The organism is Kitasatospora acidiphila (assembly GCF_006636205.1).
Classification (GTDB): Bacteria; Actinomycetota; Actinomycetes; order Streptomycetales; family Streptomycetaceae; genus Kitasatospora; species Kitasatospora acidiphila.
Genome location: NZ_VIGB01000003.1, coordinates 7,449,929 through 7,468,334 on the forward strand (window position 1 = coordinate 7,449,929; position 18,406 = coordinate 7,468,334).

General features: G+C 73.5%; 17 protein-coding genes and 1 pseudogene. 8 read left to right on the forward strand and 10 right to left on the reverse strand.

From position 1 onward, the window contains the following. Positions 1-32: 32 nt before the first annotated feature. A complete protein-coding gene (locus E6W39_RS43250; RefSeq protein WP_141636910.1) occupies positions 33-1,355 on the reverse strand; it encodes an MFS transporter in 1,323 nt (440 codons plus the stop codon). A 17-nt stretch (positions 1,356-1,372) separates the two neighbouring features. On the opposite strand from E6W39_RS43250, the gene E6W39_RS35200 reads away from it, so the two are divergent. Further along, the gene (locus tag E6W39_RS35200; protein ID WP_141636911.1) at positions 1,373-2,680 is read left to right on the forward strand and encodes an ROK family protein; all 1,308 of its coding nucleotides are present in this window, start codon (positions 1,373-1,375) and stop codon (positions 2,678-2,680) included. Positions 2,681-2,818: 138 nt separating this feature from the next. Further along, on the forward strand, positions 2,819-3,106 hold the full coding sequence (locus E6W39_RS35205; RefSeq protein ID WP_141636912.1) for an SHOCT domain-containing protein: 288 nt from the start codon (positions 2,819-2,821) through the stop codon (positions 3,104-3,106). Positions 3,107-3,171: 65 nt separating this feature from the next. Here the strand turns inward: E6W39_RS35205 and E6W39_RS35210 are convergent, their stop codons facing one another. Further along, the gene (locus E6W39_RS35210; RefSeq protein WP_228718535.1) at positions 3,172-4,161 is read right to left on the reverse strand and encodes a hypothetical protein; all 990 of its coding nucleotides are present in this window, start codon (positions 4,159-4,161) and stop codon (positions 3,172-3,174) included. Positions 4,162-4,356: 195 nt separating this feature from the next. Between E6W39_RS35210 and E6W39_RS35215 the strand changes: the two genes are divergently transcribed. Continuing rightward, on the forward strand, positions 4,357-5,469 hold the full coding sequence (locus tag E6W39_RS35215) for a PLP-dependent cysteine synthase family protein (RefSeq protein WP_141636914.1): 1,113 nt from the start codon (positions 4,357-4,359) through the stop codon (positions 5,467-5,469). Between the two features lie 28 nt (positions 5,470-5,497). Here the strand turns inward: E6W39_RS35215 and E6W39_RS35220 are convergent, their stop codons facing one another. The 5 genes from E6W39_RS35220 to mscL form a co-directional block, all read right to left on the reverse strand. Then, positions 5,498-6,295: a DeoR/GlpR family DNA-binding transcription regulator gene (locus E6W39_RS35220; RefSeq protein WP_141636915.1), complete on the reverse strand. Its 798-nt coding sequence runs from the start codon at positions 6,293-6,295 to the stop codon at positions 5,498-5,500. A gap of 51 nt (positions 6,296-6,346) precedes the next feature. Beyond that, a complete protein-coding gene (locus E6W39_RS35225) occupies positions 6,347-8,740 on the reverse strand; it encodes a right-handed parallel beta-helix repeat-containing protein (protein ID WP_141636916.1) in 2,394 nt (797 codons plus the stop codon). A gap of 78 nt (positions 8,741-8,818) precedes the next feature. Then, a complete protein-coding gene (locus E6W39_RS35230) occupies positions 8,819-9,676 on the reverse strand; it encodes an MOSC domain-containing protein (protein WP_141636917.1) in 858 nt (285 codons plus the stop codon). 174 nt (positions 9,677-9,850) lie between these two features. Beyond that, on the reverse strand, positions 9,851-10,423 hold the full coding sequence (locus E6W39_RS35235; RefSeq protein WP_141636918.1) for a DUF6643 family protein: 573 nt from the start codon (positions 10,421-10,423) through the stop codon (positions 9,851-9,853). 194 nt (positions 10,424-10,617) lie between these two features. Continuing rightward, positions 10,618-11,061, reverse strand: a complete 444-nt coding sequence (gene mscL / locus E6W39_RS35240) for a large conductance mechanosensitive channel protein MscL (protein WP_141636919.1) — start codon at positions 11,059-11,061, stop codon at positions 10,618-10,620. Between the two features lie 273 nt (positions 11,062-11,334). Here mscL and E6W39_RS35245 point away from each other — a divergent pair, with 273 nt between their 5' ends. Then, positions 11,335-12,021: a thiol:disulfide interchange protein DsbA/DsbL gene (locus tag E6W39_RS35245; RefSeq protein ID WP_141636920.1), complete on the forward strand. Its 687-nt coding sequence runs from the start codon at positions 11,335-11,337 to the stop codon at positions 12,019-12,021. Positions 12,022-12,080: 59 nt separating this feature from the next. After that, on the forward strand, positions 12,081-12,956 hold the full coding sequence (locus E6W39_RS35250; protein WP_141636921.1) for an alpha/beta fold hydrolase: 876 nt from the start codon (positions 12,081-12,083) through the stop codon (positions 12,954-12,956). Positions 12,957-12,963: 7 nt separating this feature from the next. Here the strand turns inward: E6W39_RS35250 and E6W39_RS35255 are convergent, their stop codons facing one another. Beyond that, the gene (locus E6W39_RS35255) at positions 12,964-14,163 is read right to left on the reverse strand and encodes a glycosyltransferase (RefSeq protein ID WP_141636922.1); all 1,200 of its coding nucleotides are present in this window, start codon (positions 14,161-14,163) and stop codon (positions 12,964-12,966) included. 26 nt (positions 14,164-14,189) lie between these two features. On the opposite strand from E6W39_RS35255, the gene E6W39_RS35260 reads away from it, so the two are divergent. Beyond that, on the forward strand, positions 14,190-14,969 hold the full coding sequence (locus E6W39_RS35260; RefSeq protein ID WP_141636923.1) for a glutamate racemase: 780 nt from the start codon (positions 14,190-14,192) through the stop codon (positions 14,967-14,969). Between the two features lie 130 nt (positions 14,970-15,099). Here E6W39_RS35260 and E6W39_RS35265 read toward each other — a convergent pair whose 3' ends face one another. Together E6W39_RS35265 and E6W39_RS35270 are read right to left on the reverse strand one after the other, a co-directional pair. After that, the gene (locus tag E6W39_RS35265) at positions 15,100-15,924 is read right to left on the reverse strand and encodes a polysaccharide deacetylase family protein (protein WP_228718537.1); all 825 of its coding nucleotides are present in this window, start codon (positions 15,922-15,924) and stop codon (positions 15,100-15,102) included. A 334-nt stretch (positions 15,925-16,258) separates the two neighbouring features. After that, entirely contained in the window at positions 16,259-16,774 is a 516-nt protein-coding gene (locus E6W39_RS35270) for a PTS-dependent dihydroxyacetone kinase phosphotransferase subunit DhaM (protein ID WP_141636925.1), read from the reverse strand. Positions 16,775-16,949: 175 nt separating this feature from the next. Here E6W39_RS35270 and E6W39_RS35275 point away from each other — a divergent pair, with 175 nt between their 5' ends. Both E6W39_RS35275 and E6W39_RS35280 read left to right on the forward strand, forming a co-directional pair. Next, positions 16,950-17,219: a DUF397 domain-containing protein gene (locus E6W39_RS35275; RefSeq protein ID WP_101379129.1), complete on the forward strand. Its 270-nt coding sequence runs from the start codon at positions 16,950-16,952 to the stop codon at positions 17,217-17,219. A gap of 660 nt (positions 17,220-17,879) precedes the next feature. Then, positions 17,880-18,373 (forward strand): annotated as a pseudogene (locus tag E6W39_RS35280) (hypothetical protein). Positions 18,374-18,406: the final 33 nt, after the last annotated feature.

Here is an 18,406-nt window from a genome sequence, read left to right on the forward strand (position 1 = left end):
CGGGGCCGGCAACCAGGTTGCCGCCGCGTCGGTCAACTCCTGGCGGCCCGCGGGCGGTTGACCACGAGGGAGAGGCCGGCCGCGCCCGCGCCTGCGGCGGCCACGGTGGTGAGGGCGAGCGGCAGGCTGGCGGCGTCGGCGAGGAACCCGATCACCGGCGGACCGATCAGCATGCCCCCGTAGCCGAGCATGGAGGCGGTGGCCACGCCGTGCGGGCCGCCGGTCTCGCCGGCCCGGCCGATGGCGAGCGGGAAGAGGTTGGAGAGCCCGAGGCCGACCAGGACGAAGCCCAGCAGCACCACCGGCACCTCCGGGGTGAGTGCGGCCACCAGCATTCCCGCGCCGGCGAGCAGGCCGCCCGCGACCATCAGCCGGGCCGGCCCGAACCGGATGGACAGCCAGGTCCCGGCCAGCCGGCCGGCGGTCATCGCGAACGCGTAGGTGGCGTACCCGAACGCGGCGACGGCGGCACTCGCGTGCGCGTCGTCGGTCAGGTGCAGGGTGGCCCAGTCCGCCAGCGAGCCCTCGCCGTAGGAGCTGCAGAGCGCGGTGAGGCCGAGCAGCAGCACCAGTAGGCGGGCGTGCGGCGCTCGGACGCCAACGTCGACCCGATCGACTTCCCGCGCGCCAGCACCCGCGCTCGTGCCAGCACCCGCGCCCGTGCCAGCCCCAGCACCTGCGCCACCACCCGCGCCCGTGCCAGCGCCCGCGCCCGGGTCGGCCGCAGCCCCCGGTGCCCCGCGCAGCAGGACCGCCCCCGCGAACCCGGTGACCAGCAGCCCCAGCAGGCCGCTCAGCGTCAGCGCCCAACTGGCCGTCAGCGGCCCGGCGAGCAGCCCGCCGACCGCCGCGCCGAGCAGCCCGCCGAGGCTGTAGCCGGCGTGGAAGCTGGGCATGACGGGCCGTCGCAGCTCGGCGACCAGCTCCACGGCGGCGCTGTTCATCGCGACGTTGGCCGCGCCGTAGCCCGCGCCGAACAGCAGCAGCACCGCGCCGAGCACCGGGACCGAATGGGCGTGCGGCGGCAGCATCACCGCCGCGCTGAGCAGCGCGAGCGAGGCCACGGTGGTGGGCCGGGTGCCGAACCGCAGGCAGAGCCGGCCGATCAGCGGCATGGTCGCGACCGCGCCGGCCGAGACGCAGAGCAGCGCCAGCCCGAGGGTGGAGTGCGAGGCGTGCACCTGGGCGCGCACATCGGGGATTCGCACCACCCAGGCGGCGAACAGAAAGCCGTCGACGGCGAAGAACGCGGTGAGCGCGAGCCGCGCAGCCGTCCAGGCCGAGGGGTCTGCTGAGCCGTTCGGGTGAGATTCGAGGAGGTGTGACCGGGCGGGCTTTTTGTTTAGGAGCGGCACAAAGTCAGAATAGAGGAGTGCCGAACACCTCGACAAGCCGATTCGAGCCGGTCCGCCGGACCGCTCCGGACCGTGGCCGCAGCCTGCTCGGCCCGGCCCTGGAGCTGATCCACACCGGCCGGGCCCCCACCCGGTCGGCGCTCACCGCCGCGCTCGACGTCACCCGCGCCACCGCCGGGGCGATCGCCGCCGAGCTGGCCGCGCTCGGCCTGGTCACGGTCGACGCCCACCCGATCGGCAGCGGGCGCGGCCGCCCCTCGCACCGGCTGGCCCCGGCACCCGACGGACCGGTGGTGCTGGCCGCCCAGGTGCACGCCGACGGGCTGTCGGTCGCGCTCGGCGGGCTGGGCGGCGTGCTGAGCGGGCGCGGCGGCACCCTCGGCGAGGCCGTCTACCACCCGCTGCCCGCCAGTACCGAGCCCGAGCAGGTGCTCACCGCGATCGCCGCCGCCGGCGCCGAACTGGTCCGCGCCGACCGCCGCCGCTGCCTGGGCGCAGCCCTCGCCCTGCCCAACCCGGTCCGCGAACCCGAGGGCACCGCCCTGGCGGCGCTGACCTTCGGCTGGCCCGGCGGCACCCCGGTGGCCGAGCTGTTCGCTGCGGCGGTCAACGCACAGGACCTGGGCCCGAGGACCCGCCACCCGCTGCCCACCGCGGTGGGCAACGATGCCACCAGGTTGGCGTCGTTGCCCACCGCGGTGGGCAACGACGCCAACCTGGTGGCACTCGCCGAGCACCGGCACGGCGCCGGTCGGGACGCCCGCCACCTGCTGCTGGTCACCTCCGGCCACCGCGGGGTCGGCGGCGCCCTCGTGGTGGACGGGCGGCTGCACACCGGCAGCGCCGGACTCGCCCTGGAGGTGGGGCACTTGACGGTGGACCCGCTCGGCCGGCCGTGCCCGTGCGGCAACCGGGGCTGCCTCAACACCGAGACCGACCCGGAGGCGCTGTTCGCCGCCGCCGGCCGCACCCCGAACCCGTCGCTGCCGCTGCTCGACCAGGCCCGTGAGCTGGCCCGCTCGGCCGACCGGGATCCGGTGGCCCGGGCAGCCGTGGACCGGGTGGTGGACCGGCTGGGGCTCGGCCTCGCCGGCCTGGCCAACATCCTCAACCCCGACCGGATCGTGCTCAGCGGACTGCACCAGGACCTGCTGGAGGCGGCCCCCGAGCGGCTGCCCGAGGTGCTCACCCGGCACAGCCTCTGGGGGCGCTGCGACCAAGTACCGGTGGTCGCCGCGCAGTTGTGCCACGCCGGGCTGCTCGGTGCGGCGGAGCTGGCCTGGGAGCCGTACCTGGCGAACCCCCAGGAGGTACTGGCGAAGTAGCCGGACACCGGCTCGCGTACTCCCCGGGTGGTAGCCGCAGTGCCGCCGCCGGGGCGACGCGCCAAGGGGTGGGCCGGCGGGACGCTCAAGGGGACAGGTCCGGTGGAGGCCGGGCCGACCCCGAGGAGATGGATCCCCATGCACACGACCGCCGCAGCCACGGTGCTGGCCACGCACGCCTGGCACCCGTGGTTCCTGTTCTTCCCGTTCTTCTGGCTGCTGTTCCTGGTGATCGTCTTCGTGGTGCTGCGCCGCACCGTGTGGCGCCGGGGCGGCTGCTGGGGGCCGTACCAGGCCGGCCGGCAGGGCCCGCTGGCGGTGCTCGGTGAGCGCTATGCCCGCGGTGAGATCGACGAGGAGGAGTACCGGGCCCGTCGGGCCGTGATCATCGAGAACCCGGGTGGGGGCGCCGGTGCGTCAGGCTGACCGACGGCTGCCCGACGGGGCCCTCCCCCGGTTCGTCCGGGGGGAGGGCCGTAGTCGACCGGCCGTCAGTCGTCGTCGTGCAGACGGGTGGTCAGGATGTTCGGGTGCGGGTCCTTTTTGAAGTAGGCGGCGCTCGCCACGTACACGGTTCCGTCGTGGATCGCGAGGGACGTGGGGTTCTCCAGGCCGGTCAGGGGGAGCGCGGTCCAGCAGCCGTCGGGGCGGACCCGGACCACCTCGTCGGAGCCGTTGACGGCGGCGAGGATCTCGTCGCCGTGGCCGGTGAAGGTGAAGTCGTCGATCGTGTCCAGCCCGGTCGCCCGGACCTCGACGGCCCCGGCCCGGTTGCCCGGCAGCACGGGGAGGTGCAGGATCGTGCCCTTGCCGGAGTTCGTGACCCAGACCGCGTGGTCGTGGATCTTCAGGCCGTTCGCGCCGAAGCCCTTGGCCCCGAGCTCCGGTGCCGAGGCGAAGGCGGTGGGCGTCCCACCGGTGCTGGGGACCGTCCAGACGGTGCCGACCAGGTCGCCCGCGTCGTCGGTCCGGGCCGCGCTGTCGGTGATGTAGAGCTGCCCGCTCCGCTGGTCCAGCGCCAGGCCGTTGGGCAGGCTGTCGGCAGGCAGCGGGGCGATGAGCTCCGGAGTCGTCGTGCCCGGGCGGAGCCGGTAGACCCCGGTCACGGCGTCGTTGTCGTTCTGACCGGCGCGGTAGGCGTAGCCGGAGGCGTAGAGGAAGTACAGCGTTCCGTCCTGGGTCCGGACCAGGCCCATGGTGACCGGGTGGCCCAGGAGCGGCGTGCTGCCCCCGCCGTTGTCCGGCAGCGGCATTTCGGCGAGGATCTGCGGCTCGCCCTGGCCGGTCACCCGGACGACCTGCCGGGCGAGGGAGAAGGTCACGTCGACGCTGCCGTCCGGCTCCGCCGCGATGTTCTCGGGCGTCTGCCCGGCGGTGAACGTGAAGTCCGCGAAGTGGGCCGAGTCGGCGGGCGCCGCGGCTGAGGCCGAGGCGGAACCGAATGTTGCGGCAACTCCCACGACCAGGGTGAGAGCAGTCACTCGTGCCGCTAACTTCTTCAAAGTCGCTCCATCGATGATGCGGTGACCATGGGTGATGGGCACCGGAATCCATATCAGAGCACTGAAGCTATCAGCCGTGCCTGGGTCGGGAGTTGAGGCCCTCGGTGCAGGAGTCCGGGGGATAAGTGGAACCTGTACCTCTCAAAACGACTACTTTCCGTTACAATAGATCACATGACAGAAACCCTGGGAAGCGCCCTGGACGTGGACCGCTCCGACGCCGACTACCGCCGCTGGCTCAAGGAAGCGGTACGAAGGGTGCAGGCCGACGCCAACCGCTCCGCCGACACGCACCTGCTGCGCTTCCCGCTCCCGGCCGACTGGGGCATCGACCTCTACCTCAAGGACGAGTCCACCCACCCGACGGGCAGCCTCAAGCACCGGCTGGCCCGCTCGCTCTTCCTCTACGGGCTGTGCAACGGCTGGATCAGGCCCGGCAAGCCGGTGATCGAGGCGTCCAGCGGCTCCACCGCCGTCTCCGAGGCCTACTTCGCCAAGCTGATCGGCGTCCCGTTCATCGCGGTGATGGCCCGCAGCACCAGCCGCGCCAAGATCGAGCTGATCGAGTTCCACGGCGGCAGCTGCCACCTGGTCGACAACCCGGGCGAGGTCTACGAGGTCTCGGCCCGCCTGGCCGCCGAGACCGGTGGCCACTACATGGACCAGTTCACCTACGCCGAGCGGGCCACCGACTGGCGCGGCAACAACAACATCGCCGAGTCGATCTTCGCCCAGCTGAGCCTTGAGCCCCACCCCGAGCCCAGCTGGATCGTCGCCACCGCCGGGACCGGCGGCACCTCGGCGACCATCGCGCGCTACGTGCACTACCAGCAGTTCGACACCCGGATCTGCGTCGCCGACCCCGAGAACTCCTGCTTCTTCGCCGGCTGGGTCAACCACGACCCGGACGCCAGCGTGGCCACCGGCTCCCGGATCGAGGGCATCGGCCGCCCCCGGATGGAGCCCAGCTTCGTGCCCGGCGCGATCGACCGGATGATGAAGGTGCCCGACGCCGCGTCGATCGCCACCATCCGGGTGCTGGAGCGGGTGCTCGGCAAGCGGGCCGGCGCCTCCAGCGGCACCGGCCTGTGGAGCGCCCTGCGGATCGTCGCCGAGATGCGCCGGCGCGGCGAGCGGGGCAGCGTGGTCACCCTGATCTGCGACCCCGGCGACCGCTACCTCGACAAGTACTACTCGGACGCCTGGCTCGCCGAGCAGGGCCTGGACATCACGCCCCATCAGGAGGCGCTGGAACGGTTCCTGGCCGGTGCCGCCTGGTCGGAGTGACCGCAACTCGGGCCACGGCCGCGCCCGTTCAGGCGATGACCAAGTCCCGGATGTACTCCCGGGCCGACTCCGCCGCCGCCTCGGGCAGCTGGGAGTCGGTCACCCAGGTGTCCACCTCGGCCAGCTCGGCGAAGGTGGAGAGCCCGACCACGCCCCACTTGGTGTGGTCGGCGACCACCACCACCCGCCGGGCCGAGGACACGAAGTTGCGGTTGGTCTCGGCCTCCGCCAGGTTCGGCGTGGAGAGCCCGGCCTCCGGGGCGAGCCCGTGGGTGCCGAGGAACAGCAGGTCGAAGTGGAGCGAGCGGATCGCCCGGTCGGCGATCGGCCCGACCAGCGAGTCCGAGGGCGTGCGCACCCCGCCGGTCAGCACCACCGTGGTGCCGCCCGCCTCGCCCTGCCGCTGGGCCCGCTCGAAGACGTCCGCCACCCGCACCGAGTTGGTCACCACCGTCAACTGGCCCACCGCCACCAGGTGCTGGGCCAGCGCGAAGGTGGTGGTGCCGCCGGAGAGCGCGATCGCGCTGCCGGGCGCCACCAGCGCCGCGGCGGCCCGGGCGATCTCCTCCTTGGCGGACAGCTCCAGCGAGGACTTCGCCTCGAAGCCGGGCTCATGGGTGCGGGCCTCCTCCACCGGCACCGCGCCGCCGTGCACCTTCTCGATCGCGCCGACCTTGGCCAGGGCGTCGAGATCCCGGCGGATGGTCATGTCGGAGACGTTCAGCCGCCGGGTCAGCTCATTGACCCGGACTCCACCACGCCGGCGAACCTCGTCCAGGATCAGTGCCCGGCGCTGCTCGGCCAGCAGGTTGCTGTTGTCGGCCACGTCCTATCGCCCCGCCTCGTAGATCTTTCAATGGGATCATCCTGCCACGAGTCAGGCCGGGTGCGGATGCGGGAGCGGGAGGTCGGCCGGAACCAGGAGTTGGAGGTCCTCGGTGGACGGGTCGGGCAGCTGGGCCACACGCATCGCGTGCCGCTCCACCATGGTCTCGAAGACCTGCCGGGCGGTCCGCCCGTTGCCGAAGTTCGGGCCGCGGTCCAGGGTGGCGAAGTGCTTCAGCAGCGCTGCGGCCGTGGCCTCGGCCAGCTGGTACTGGTGCTCCACGCACTGGGTGCGGGCGATCTCCAGCAGCTCGGCGTCGGTGTAGTCGGGGAACGCGATGGTGCGGGAGAACCGCGAGGACAGGCCCGGGTTGGCGGCGAGGAAGCGCTCCATCTCGGCGGTGTAGCCGGCCACGATCACCACCACCTCGTCGCGGTGGTCCTCCATCAGCTTCACCAGGGTGTCGATCGCCTCCCGGCCGAAGTCCCGGGCGCCGTCCTCGGGCGCCAGCGTGTAGGCCTCGTCGATGAACAGCACCCCGCCCCTGGCCTGGTCGAACGCGGCCTGGGTGCGGATCGCGGTGGAGCCGATGTGCTCGCCGACCAGGTCCACCCGGGCCACCTCGATCAGGTGCCCGCGCTGCAGCACCCCGAGCGAGGCCAGGATCTCGCCGTACAGCCGGGCCACCGTGGTCTTGCCGGTGCCCGGGGAGCCGGTGAAGACCAGGTGCCGGCGCAGCGAGGGTGCCTTGAGCCCGGCCTGCATCCGGCGCCGTCCCACCGAGATCAGGTCGATCAGCGTGCGCACCTCCTGCTTCACGGTGGCCAGGCCGATCAGTGCGTCCAGTTCGGCCAGCGCCTCGTCGGCCGGGCGGCAGTCCGGGATCGGCGAGATCTGGGGCGGGGCGACCAGCGGCGGGCCTGCCGAGGTCAGCTGGGCGGCGCGCTGGGCCGGCAGCTCGGCGGGCGGCGGCGGGGCCACGTCGTCCGAGGTGCAGCCCTCGGCGATCGGGCCCGGCTCGGAGAACTCGAAGCCGGCCCGGCGGTTCTGCTCGGCCCGGCAGCGGGTGAGCACCGTCCGGCAGCCGTCGATCACATGGAAGCCGAAGCCCCTGCCCTGGATCGCCCGGCACTCCTCGAAGCTGCCCCGGCCCTGGGCCGAGACGTAGACCGCGGCCTCCGCGCTGCCGCGCACCACGCAGCCGCGCAGCACCGGATCGGCGCCCTTGGTGACGATCACCCCGGTGGCCACCTCGGCGATCTCGCAGTCGGTGAGCTGGCCGCCGCTGCCGTGGTCGCGGAACCAGAGCCCGGTCCCGGCCTCCTGCACCCGGCAGCGGGCCAGTTCCACCGTGGCGCCGGAGCTGACCGACACGGCCGAGCTGCGGATCCGGCTGAACGAGGTGTCGATGACGGTGGCCCGGGAGTCCCGGTCCAGCACGAAGAGTGCGTCCGGCAGGTCGTGCAGCGCGCAGTCGGTCAGGGTCAGCTGGGCGCCGTCGCTGACCCAGATCGCCGGGTAGTCACCGGTGCTGTCCTCGATCTCGCAGCCGGTGGCCGCCACCCGGGTGCCCGGGTCCCAGATCGACAGCGCGCCGCGCCCGAACGCCCGCACGGTGCTGCGCTCCATGGTCAGCGCGGCCCGGCCGCGCAGGTCGGCGGCGTTCTCCGGCAGGTCGTGCAGCCGGCACTCGGTCAGCTCCAGCTCGGCCTCGGTGTCCAGGGTGAGCCCGTTGCCGGTCACCCGGTGGATCTCGCAGTCCGTCAGCCGGCCCACCGCCCGCGACTCCGCCTGCACGCCGCTGCCCCGGATCTCGTAGATCTCGCAGCCCGTCAGCTCGGCCAGGCTGCCCGCGTCGCTGAGCAGCACGCCGGCCCCGGCCGCATGGTGCAGCCGGCAGCGGTGCAGCCGGGCGCCGGAGCCCTCAAGCACCGCGAGCCCGGCCTGCCCGGCGGCCGACACCTCGCACTCCTCGAACCGCGCCACTGCCTCGCCGCGCAGCCGAAGGCCCAGGCCCGAGGGGTTGGCGACGGTGCAGCCGGTGAGCAGCACCTCGGCCTGGTCGGTCACCTCGATGCCGACCGCGGCATGCCCGTCCACCCGGCAGCCGACCAGGCCGGCGGTGGCCTTCGGTCCGGCGATCAGCACCGCGGGGGCCGAGCTGTCGCAGCCCTCGATCACCAGGTCGCGCACGGTGGCGCCGGCGGTCACGGTGAGCGCGGTGCCGGACGGCGGGTCGATCCGCACGGTGCCGGGGCCGTCGGCCGTGACCACGTGCACCGGCTTGTCGAGCACCACGTTCTCGCGGAACACGCCCCGGCGCACGGTGACCGTGTCACCCGCTTCGGCGACGGCCAGCGCCTCGGTCAGCGTGGCATATTCCCCGGCGCGCCGCCGCCAGCGGGAGCCGCTGTCCTGCGTGACCCGGACCCGGTTCTCACTCATGACGCTCGGTCGTCCCGCCTTCCCGCTGCTCGACCTGTGCTTTCGTCCGGCCCACCGTAGCGTGCTCGGCTGAGTCGGCTATGCCGCTGGCAATCGCTCGCCGCGGGACAGCACGGTCACTTCGTCGCCCAGCCGGAGGGTGCCGAGTGCGTCGCCCGTCACCCCGTCGGGTCGCTCGGGGATCAGGTTGACGCCGAAGGCCGCCTTCTTGTCGAACCGGCGGCGCTTCTGCAGGGTGCGCAGCGGCTCGGCGCCGCGCCGCTCGCCGGCCTCCTGGTCGATGGTGGTGACCACGCAGCGGCCGCACAACTTGACGGCGCGGAAGGTCAGTTCGCCGATCCTGAGGCGGCGCCAGTGGTCCTCCTCCCAGGGCTCGGTGCCGTCGATCACCACATTGGGCCGGAACCGGGAGACCGGCAGTGCCTCGCCGCCGCCGGCCACCAGCCAGTCGTTGAGGGCCGCCAGCGACGCGGTGGTGACGGCCAGCAGCGGGTAGCCGTCAGCCATGCTCACGGTTTCGCCCGGCTCGCCGAACGCCGGGTCGACCGGCCGGGCCCGCGGGTCGGCCAGGTGCAGCAGGCGCAGCTCGGGGTCGCCGAGCCGCTCCCGGAACCAGAGTTGGGCCTTCTCGTCGGCCTCGGCGGCGGCGAAGGCCCAGCCGAAGACCTCACCGCGGACCGACGGGGTGCGGGGCACGGGCACGTGCAGGGTCGCGCCGTCGGGGTCGGTGATCAGCAGGCCGCCGTCCGCCGCCGGCTCGGGGCGGAAGCCGGCCAGCGCGGGCAGGTCCCGCTGGGTGATGGCGAGACCGGAGGGCCGGGCCAGCATCCAGCGCCGGTCGCCGTGCAGGCCCCACGGCTCGACCACCGCTTCCCGAGGGCTCAGCCGGTACAGCGACTTGACGGGGTATCGGTGGAGTTCGAGCAGTGCAGGCATATCGACATCCTGCCAGGCTAGGCTCACCGAGTCGTCGTCGGGTAACGCGCGTAGCGGACCCGGCAGGGTGCCAGGAGCGGCCCTAGATGCGAGGACCGCCCGGCAGGCCTGTGGTGGCGTGCCGGGCGGTCCGTCGATGACCGTCCCCCTCGGTCGGCTGACCGTGTCGCTCGGTCAGTAGACCTGTCCCGGGTAGGGCTGCTGCTGCTGCGGGTAGGGCTGCTGCTGGCCGAACTGCATGGTCGGCTGCGGCGGTTGGGGTTGCTGCTGGCCGGGCTGCTGGAAGAACTGCTGCGGCGGCATCGGCCGCACCGGGGCCATCGGCGCCTGGCCGCCGGGCGCGGCCGGGCGGAACTGGCCGGGCTGCTGGTCCCAGGCCTGCGGCGCGGCCGGCTGCGGATAGCCGGGCGGCATCGGGGCACCCGGCACCCGCGGGGCGGGCACGTAGCCCTGGCCGGGGTAGCCGGGCGCGGGCGGGGCGGGCTGGTAGCCGCCACCGGTGCCCGGGCCGAGCGCGAGGCGGGCCGGCGGCAGCGCCGGCAGCAGGCTGGTGGACTCCATCGCCGGGGCGTAGGCCTGGGCGTAGGAGGGGGTCGCGGCCGGAGCCGGCGGCAGGGCGGCCGGCACGTTGATCGGCGCGATCTGCGGGACTCCGCGCTCTGCGACCAGACTGTCGTAGATGGGCGTGCCCGACGAGAAGGACGGAGGGTAGTAGCCGCTTCCGTCGTAGGAGCGGGGCGAGGTCATGGGCATACCGTAAGCCCAGAATGCGCCCCTGAGGAGACTGGGAGGGGTGGTAGTTCGAGATGTTTACGCACTCTTCGCCAGTGCAAACTCCTCGAATGACCGGAGATCGGACATATCGGCAGCGCTTTCCGGACATTCTATGAATTTCCTGGGAGTGTGCGCCCCGCGCTCCGGGGGCGCACACCGGCGCGCGATCAGCTGCGCTGAGCGGTCTGAGCAGGCAAGCCCGGCAGCCCCGCCACCTCGGAGGTGCAGAACGAGCAGCGCAGGGCCGCGGCTGGAATCCGGCTCAGGCACTGCGGGCAGTCGACCTTGGCCGGATCGGCCGCCTTGGGCTTCTCCAGCCTGGCCTGAAGCTTCGTCACCGGCACCACCACCACGAAGTAGATGACCGCCGCGACCAGCACGAAGCTGATCAGCGCGTTGAGGAAGGCGCCGTACGGGAAGGTGGTGCCGGCCACTGTGAAGGACTCCTTCGAGAAGTCGCCCACCGCGCCGGAGGCGACGCCGACCAGTGGGGTCAGGAACGCGGTGACGAACCCGGTGACCACGGCGGTGAAGGCCGCCCCGATGACGATACCGACCGCCAGGTCGACCACGTTTCCACGCAGCAGGAAGCTGCGGAACCCTTTCAGCACGGCTCTCTCCAGGGGTCTGTGCGGGGCGACGGCCGCCCGCTCTGCAGCGGCCATCCTGGCCACCGCCGAGACGCCCGGTCCACCCGACGTCACTCGCACCAGTGGTTTCTGGGTATCGAAGTTGACGGTCCGTCGGATGCTTTGGACACGCACGCGCCGGACCGGCCACCGGCGCCGCCGCTGTCCGGCGGTCGGGCGGATCGGCAGCCCCGTTCGGGGGAACCCCGGAATGTCGGCTGGAGCCGCTCACGGGCGGTTTGACACGGTGCGCCCATGACACCTGTTGCTCGTGCCGCCGCCGTGCTGGCCACCGCGGTCATCGGTCTTGCCGGAGTACCGACCCAGGCCACCGCCGACGGCACCTACGCCCCGCTGAACCACCCCCAACCCGTCACCCAGGCCGACACCCGTGAGGTCGTCGAGTTCTTCTGGTACGGCTGCAGCCACTCCCAGGCGCTGGAGAAGCCGCTGGAGGACTGGGCCGCCAAGCAGCCCAAGGACGTCGTGCTGCGCCGGATCCCGGCGGTCTGGTCGAGCGCGCCGGACCAGGACGTGGAGCGCGCGCACGCCCGCCTCTACTACACACTCGAACGCCTCGGCCAGGTGGACCGGCTGCAGCTCTCGGTCTTCCAGGCGGTGCGGGACCAGGGCCTGGACCTGACCACCGAGGGCGCGGCCGCCCAGTGGGCCGAGCAGCACCAGGTGGACCGCGGTCAGTTCACCGCGGCCTACGAGTCGCCCCAGGTGGCCCAGGAGGTCGAGCAGGCGCCGCAGGAGATGGCCCGCTACGAGGTCAACGAGATCCCGGCCGCCATCGTGCAGGGCGCCAACCAGACCACCCCGAGCCGGACCGGCAGTGCCGAGCAGATGGTGACCGTCGTCGACCAGCTGGTGTCCCAGCTGCCGGCGCAGTCCGAGAAGCACCAGGTGCCGATGAAGTCGGGGCTACCGCCTAAGTGAGTTTTGATGGTTAGATTCGAGGTGTCAGGACGACGCTCGAATCCAAGGGGGCGGCCACCATGGCCGAGTTGCGGATGCCGCAGGTCCACCACCGTTTCGCCGAGGTCAACGGCTTGCGGATCTTCTACCGGGAGGCGGGGGAGCCGACGGCGCCCACCCTGTTGCTGCTGCACGGGTTCCCGGCTTCCTCGCACCAGTACGCCCGGTTGATCGACGCACTCGGCGCGGACTACCACCTGGTCGCCCCCGACTACCCGGGCTTCGGGCACAGCGACTGCCCGGACCCGGCCGAGTTCGACTACCGGTTCGACAGCCTGGCCGACGTGATCGAGGGCTTCTGCAAGGCCCTCGGCCTCGACCGGTTCGCCCTCTACGCCTTCGACTTCGGGGCGCCGGTCGGCCTCCGGCTGGCCGTCCGGCACCCGGAGTGGATCACCGGTCTGGTGGTCCAGAACGGCAACGCCTACCTGGAGGGCCTGTCGCCCGCCGCGCAGGCCATGACCGCCAACCGCCCCGGCGTGCCCGGGGCGGAGCGGGCGGTCCGGCAGATCCTCACCGCGGAGGTCACCCGCGACCAGTACGAGGGCGGCACCGGCGACCCGTCGCTGGTCAGCCCCGACGGCTGGACCATGGACCAGCACTTCCTGGACCTGCCCGGCCGCAAGGAGATCCAGGTCGAACTGGCCCTGGACTACCACAGCAACCTGGCGCGCTATCCCGAGTGGCAGCAGTGGCTGCGCACCCACCGGCCGCCGGCGCTGATCCTCTGGGGCGTCGGCGACCCGTTCTTCGTCGAGGCGGGGGCCCGCGCCTACCTGCGGGACCTGCCGGACGCCGAACTGCACCTGCTGGACACCGGCCACTTCGCGCTCGAGGAGAAGCTGCCCGAGATCGCCCCGCTGGTCGCCGCCTTCCTGGACCGGCAGCCCCGCTGACGGTCCGTCAGTAGGTCCGTCCCTTCCAGGCCGCGCCACGGCCGAGGTAGTGCTGCACCGCCGAGTCCACCGTCATCAGCAGGTAGAGCAGGGCGGTGAACGGCAGCAGCAGCGCGGCCGGGGCCGGGCGGTCGTAGTAGCGGGTCATCGGCAGGTACGTCCCCGTCATCAGCAGCCAGGCGGCGGCGCCCGCGAGCAGCACCGGCAGCTGGCCGGTGGCCAGGCCGACCGCGGTGGCGAGTGGCGGGACCAGGTAGATCAGCGCCAGGCCGAGCACCGTCCCCAGCAGCAGGGGCGGCGAGTGGCGCAGCTGGGCGTAGGCGCTGCGGGAGACCATCCGCCACAGCGGCCCGAGCCCGACGTAGGGCCGCACGCTGCGGACCGTCAGCTCCGGGTCGCGCTCGGCCAGCCCCAGCCAGGTGCGGCCGCCGGAGCGCTTGACCGCCCGGGCCAGCGACACGTCGTCGATCACCGCGCCGCGGATCACCGCCACCCCGCCGGCCCGCTCCAGGGCGTCGCGGCGGACCAGCGAGCAGCCGCCGGCCGCCGCGGCGGTGCGCGAGCCGGGCCGGTTGCTCCAGCGGAACGGGTAGAGCTGGGCGAAGAAGTAGACGAACGCCGGCACGATCAGCCGCTCCCAGCCGGTCTCGGTGCGCAGCCGGGCCATCTGCGAGACCAGGTCCAGCCGCTGGGTCTCGGCGCCGGCCACCAGGGCTGCCAGCACGCCGGGGCCGTGGGCGATGTCCGCGTCGGTGAGGAAGAGCAGCTCCGCCTCGCCGGCCAGCTCCACCCCGTGCCGCACCGCCCACAGCTTGCCGGTCCAGCCGGACGGCAGCGGCGGGGGCGTGGTCACGGTCAGCGGCAGGCCGCCCGCCTCGGCCAGCCGGCGGGCCGTCTCGGCGGTGCCGTCGCTGCTGTGGTCGTCGACCAGGATCACCCGGGCCCGGCCGGGGTACTTCTGCGCCAGCAGGCCGGGCAGGCTGCGGGGCAGCACCTCGGCCTCGTCGCGGGCCGGGACCACCACGGCCACGTCGGGCCATCTGGCGGGGTCGATCCGGTGCGGCGGCAGGCGCTGGTCGGTGCGCCAGAAGAAGCCTTGGCCGACGGTCAGCCAGCACCAGCAGGCCGCGGACAAGAGGGACACGATGATCCAGAACGGCGTCACTCCCGCAGTCTGCCGCAGTGGCGCGGCCCGGATGGGCCACATCGCCGGATCGGCTAGGGTCAATCACTGTGAAGATCGCACTGATGGACTCAGGAATCGGGTTGCTGCCCGCCACGGCGGCCATTCGTGAGCTGCGCCCGGATGCCGACCTGGTGATCTCCAACGACCCGGACGGCATGCCCTGGGGTCCGCGCACGGTGGCGGACCTGACGGAGCACGCGCTGTTGTGCGCCCGCGCGGCGGCAGCGCTCGAGCCTGACGTGCTGGTGGTGGCCTGCAACACCGCGTCGGTGCACGCGCTGGACGCCCTGCGCGCCGAACTGGAGCCGCGGATTCCGGTGATCGGGACGGTGCCGGCCATCAAGCCGGCGGCCGCGTCCGGTGGCGCGGTGGCGATCTGGGCCACTCCGGCGACCACCGGCAGCCCCTACCAGCGCGGCCTGATCGCCGAGTTCGGCGGCACCGCGGACATCACCGAGGTGCCCTGCCCGGGACTGGCGGACGCGGTCGATGCAGCCGACGAGGCCGCCATGGACCGCGCGATCGCCGCCGCTGCCGCGCTCACCCCGGTCGGCACCACCACCCTGGTGCTCGGCTGCACCCACTACGAACTGGTCGCCGACCGGATCCGCGCCGCATTGGCCGGCATCGCCGTGCCGGACCTGGTGATGCACGGCTCGGCCGCCGCGGTCGCCGCCCAGGCGCTGCGCCGCTTGTCGCCCGAGACGCTGGCCGGCACCGGCGGCGGCACCCTGACGGTGCTGACGAGCGGCCGCCCCGGCACCCTGCCGGCCGCGGCCGCCGCCTACGCCGAGGGCCAGGCCCTGCTCGCCGTCCCGGTGCGCTGACGCCCACGGGGCGCGGCGAGGGGGCTTGGCTGCGGCGCCGAGCTGTGCGCTGGCCCTCAGGGCCGCGCGGCAGGCTTGCCCGTGCGCGGAGCTCACAGGCCGCGCCGGGGGCTTGGCGGTGGCGCTGGGCTCAGAGGCCGCGCCAGCGCCTGACGGCCGGCTGCAGGCCCGACAGCACCGCCTCGAAGTGGTCCCGGGGGCAGCTGGTGTCCACCGACAGCCGGCTCACCCGCAGTGCCTCCCTGGGCAGTCGTCGGTTCAGCCGATGATCGGTCAGGAACGCCGCCCGATAGCCCAGCTCGGCCAGCACCCGGGCGGCCCGCGGCTCATGCCCGCCGCCCGGGTAGGCGAACGCGGTGGGCGCCGCGTCCAGCCAGGCGGTCAGCTCCCGGTGCGCGCTGCGCAGCTCGGTCGCCACCGTGGCGTCGTCGCACCGCCCGAGCTCCGGCGCGCCCAGGCTCTGGCTGCCGATCGCCACCCGCCCGGCCAGCAGTCGCCGCAGGTCCTGCGGGGTCAGGCGCTGGCGGCGCGGGGCCTGCGCGGTGGCGCTGACCCGCAGCTCGTGCATGCTGCGCCGGCGGTCCGGGTCGGGCAGCGCGGCCAGCTGCTCCAAGCGGTCGTACCGGGCGTCCGGCACCAGGGCCCGGGCCTGGCCGCGGTGGGCCAGCAGGAAGGCGGCCTCGTCACGCCAGGACGGCCGGTCGGTGCCGATCAGCTCGGTCACCACGAAGGCCACCGCCGGCAGCCCCCGGGCGGTCAGGGCGGGCAGGGCGTGCTCCAGCACGTTCCGGTCGGCGTCGTCGAAGGTGATCAGCACGCTGCGCGGCGGCAGCGGCCGGCCGACCGCCACCGCCTGCTCCAGGGCCGGCAGCGAGATCGGCACCGCGACCTGGCAGAGCCGGTCCAGCTGGGCGCCGAAGGCCCGCTGGTCGGTGACCCGGCTGTAGGCGAGCACGGCCAGCCGGCGGGCGGCGTGCGCGCGGAACAGCGGATGGGCGGGGAGTGGCGCAGCCAGTGCACCAGGCGGTCGGCGGCGGGCACGGCGGTGAGTGCGGGCGCGCGCAGTGGCATGAGTGCGCTGCCACGCAGCGCGGAGGACGTCAGGTCCGGCGTGGTCGTGTCCGATCGCGGCACGGTGCTCCCCAGGCGAGGCCGGGCTGACCCGGCGTGTGATCCCTCGACGCAGTGCTGACTCCTGCGCCGCGCGGATGGTTGTACGCGGTGGGGCGGACATTTTCGGCCTCCCTCGGCCCTCGGCCCAGGGAGCCCGGTGCAAGGCCGAGGGAGGCTCAGACCTTGCGCTGTCTGTACATCTCTTCGGCGGCGTCGACCACCGCCGCCAGGTCGCCGCCGGCCGAGGCGGTGGCGACCGCCGCGACCGCGCCCTCCACGAACGGTGCGTTGGCGAACCGCACCGGGAACGGCAGCCCGTGCTCGTCCGCCCTGGCCAGCAGCGCCAGCACGGTGCGCACCGCGCCCGGCAGGTCGGCCAGCACCGCCACCCCGTGCCCCTGGTCCACCCGGCGGGCCGCGGCGGCGATCAGCAGCGCGCTGCTGCCCAGCCCGTCCCCCGGTTGCCCGCCGGTGGCCGCCACCGCTGACGGGTCGTCGGTCTGGGCCAGCGCCCGGGCCAGGTCGGCGGTCTCCTGGGCCAGCTCGCGGCTGTGCGAGACCAGCACCACGCCGACCCGGCCCAGCGCCGCCGAGCGGGTCGGGGTCTGGCTGGGCACCCGGGTGGCCGAGGGTGCCTCCCCGATCGGGATGACGTCCGCTCCGGCCCCGCCTCGCGGGGAGATCTGCCCCATCGGCTGCTCCCAGTTCTGCCGCGTCCTGCCGTCCGGTTCCTGCCACGGCCACTCTCCCAAACCCGGCCCCGCCGAGCCCGCCGCCCGCGCCGGGGGGCGTGGAAACCGCACCCCGGCCCACGGGTCGGCCGATACGCTGGCGGTCCTGAAACACCGTCCGGGAGGAGCACCACCAGTGGCAACGGAAACGGGTAGCGGCGAGGCCGCAGCGGGCGCCGAGGCCGTCGCACCGTCCCCCAAGCCCAAGTTGGACACCACGGGGGCCGAGTGGCTCTCCGCCAGGCAGGAGGACGGCTCGCCGGGCGATGTGCAGATCGCCTTCGTGGACGGCTACATCGCGATGCGGGACGGCCGGTTCCCGGACGGGCCGGTGCTGGTCTTCACCCAGGCGGAGTGGGACGCCTTCGTGCTCGGCGCCCAGGACGGCGAGTTCGACCTGGACTGAGTCGAGCGGGTGCGGCCGGCTGACACCCCGTCGGCCGGTCCGCGCCGGCTCCCCGGTCCGCACCGGCTCCGCGGACGGCTGGAATCCGGGCCGGCTCCGACGGCTGATGGATCAGACAGGCAGACGCCGTGCCGACCGCCCCCACGCGGTCGTGCACGGCGTCTGCTGTGCTACCCGGCTCGCGACGCCGGGCGTCCTCCCGCGGTTCCCCGGGTCGACTGCGCGCGCAGTCGGCCGTCGCCGGGAGGTGGCGGCGGGGCAGAGCCCTGGCCGCCGGTGCTCGGGATCCGAACGCCCCCACGCGTCGGTGTCCCGGGCGTGGCCCGCAGGTGCGACAGAGTCGGGGAACCCACGAGCCAGGCTTTGGGTGAAGGGTGCTTCAGGTGAATGGTGTGCTGAACTTGCAGCCGTCGCACGACGATGTGCCATAGCGGGGGACGCGAGCGCACGCGAATGCGCCACAGCAGGCCACCCCCACATGGACAGGTCCACAGCAGCTGCCGTACATCCGCGACCGTAGCCCGGACGGTTGCTCAGCGTCAACATTCGTCTCGGAGCGTGGAGCCAACGCGTCTGTGAACCGCCTTCGAACGTGGTTCGAACGAGCCAGCTCGGCCTGCCCGGTGCGGCGCGCGCCGAGCGGACACGTACCATGGCGGCATGTCTTTTCTCCGCCGACGTTCCGGCACGCCCGCGGGCCCGGACTTCGACGTGCTCGCCATGGACCCGGGTGACTGGCCGGGGCTCTTCGGCGCCGCGATGATGTCCGGCCCGGACGGCTCGTGCCAGGGATCTTCCTGCGCTACGACCTGTTCGGCGGCCGGGGCCCCGCGATGTTCATCGGCAACCTGCCGGAGGGCTCGCCGGCCCGGGACACCCCCGACAGCGTGCCGTTCGAGGTCAGACAGCTGCTCGCGGCGCTGGAGATCGAGGAGCCGGTGGACTTCGTGTCGGCCGAGGACTTCCCGGTGATGCTCCGGGACGACCTGCTGATCGTGAAGAAGATCAAGGTCTCCGAGGAGCGGGTGTTCTGCGCCCAGTTCGACCGCAGCGACCAGGTGCAGGTCACCATCGCCTCCTGGGACCGGCCGATCGCGGACGATCTGTACCAGCTGCTCAAGCCGCTGCCGGCCGATCTCTTCCAGCAGGGCTGACGGCAGGGCCGAATCGGGGCCGGGAGGCTGTTG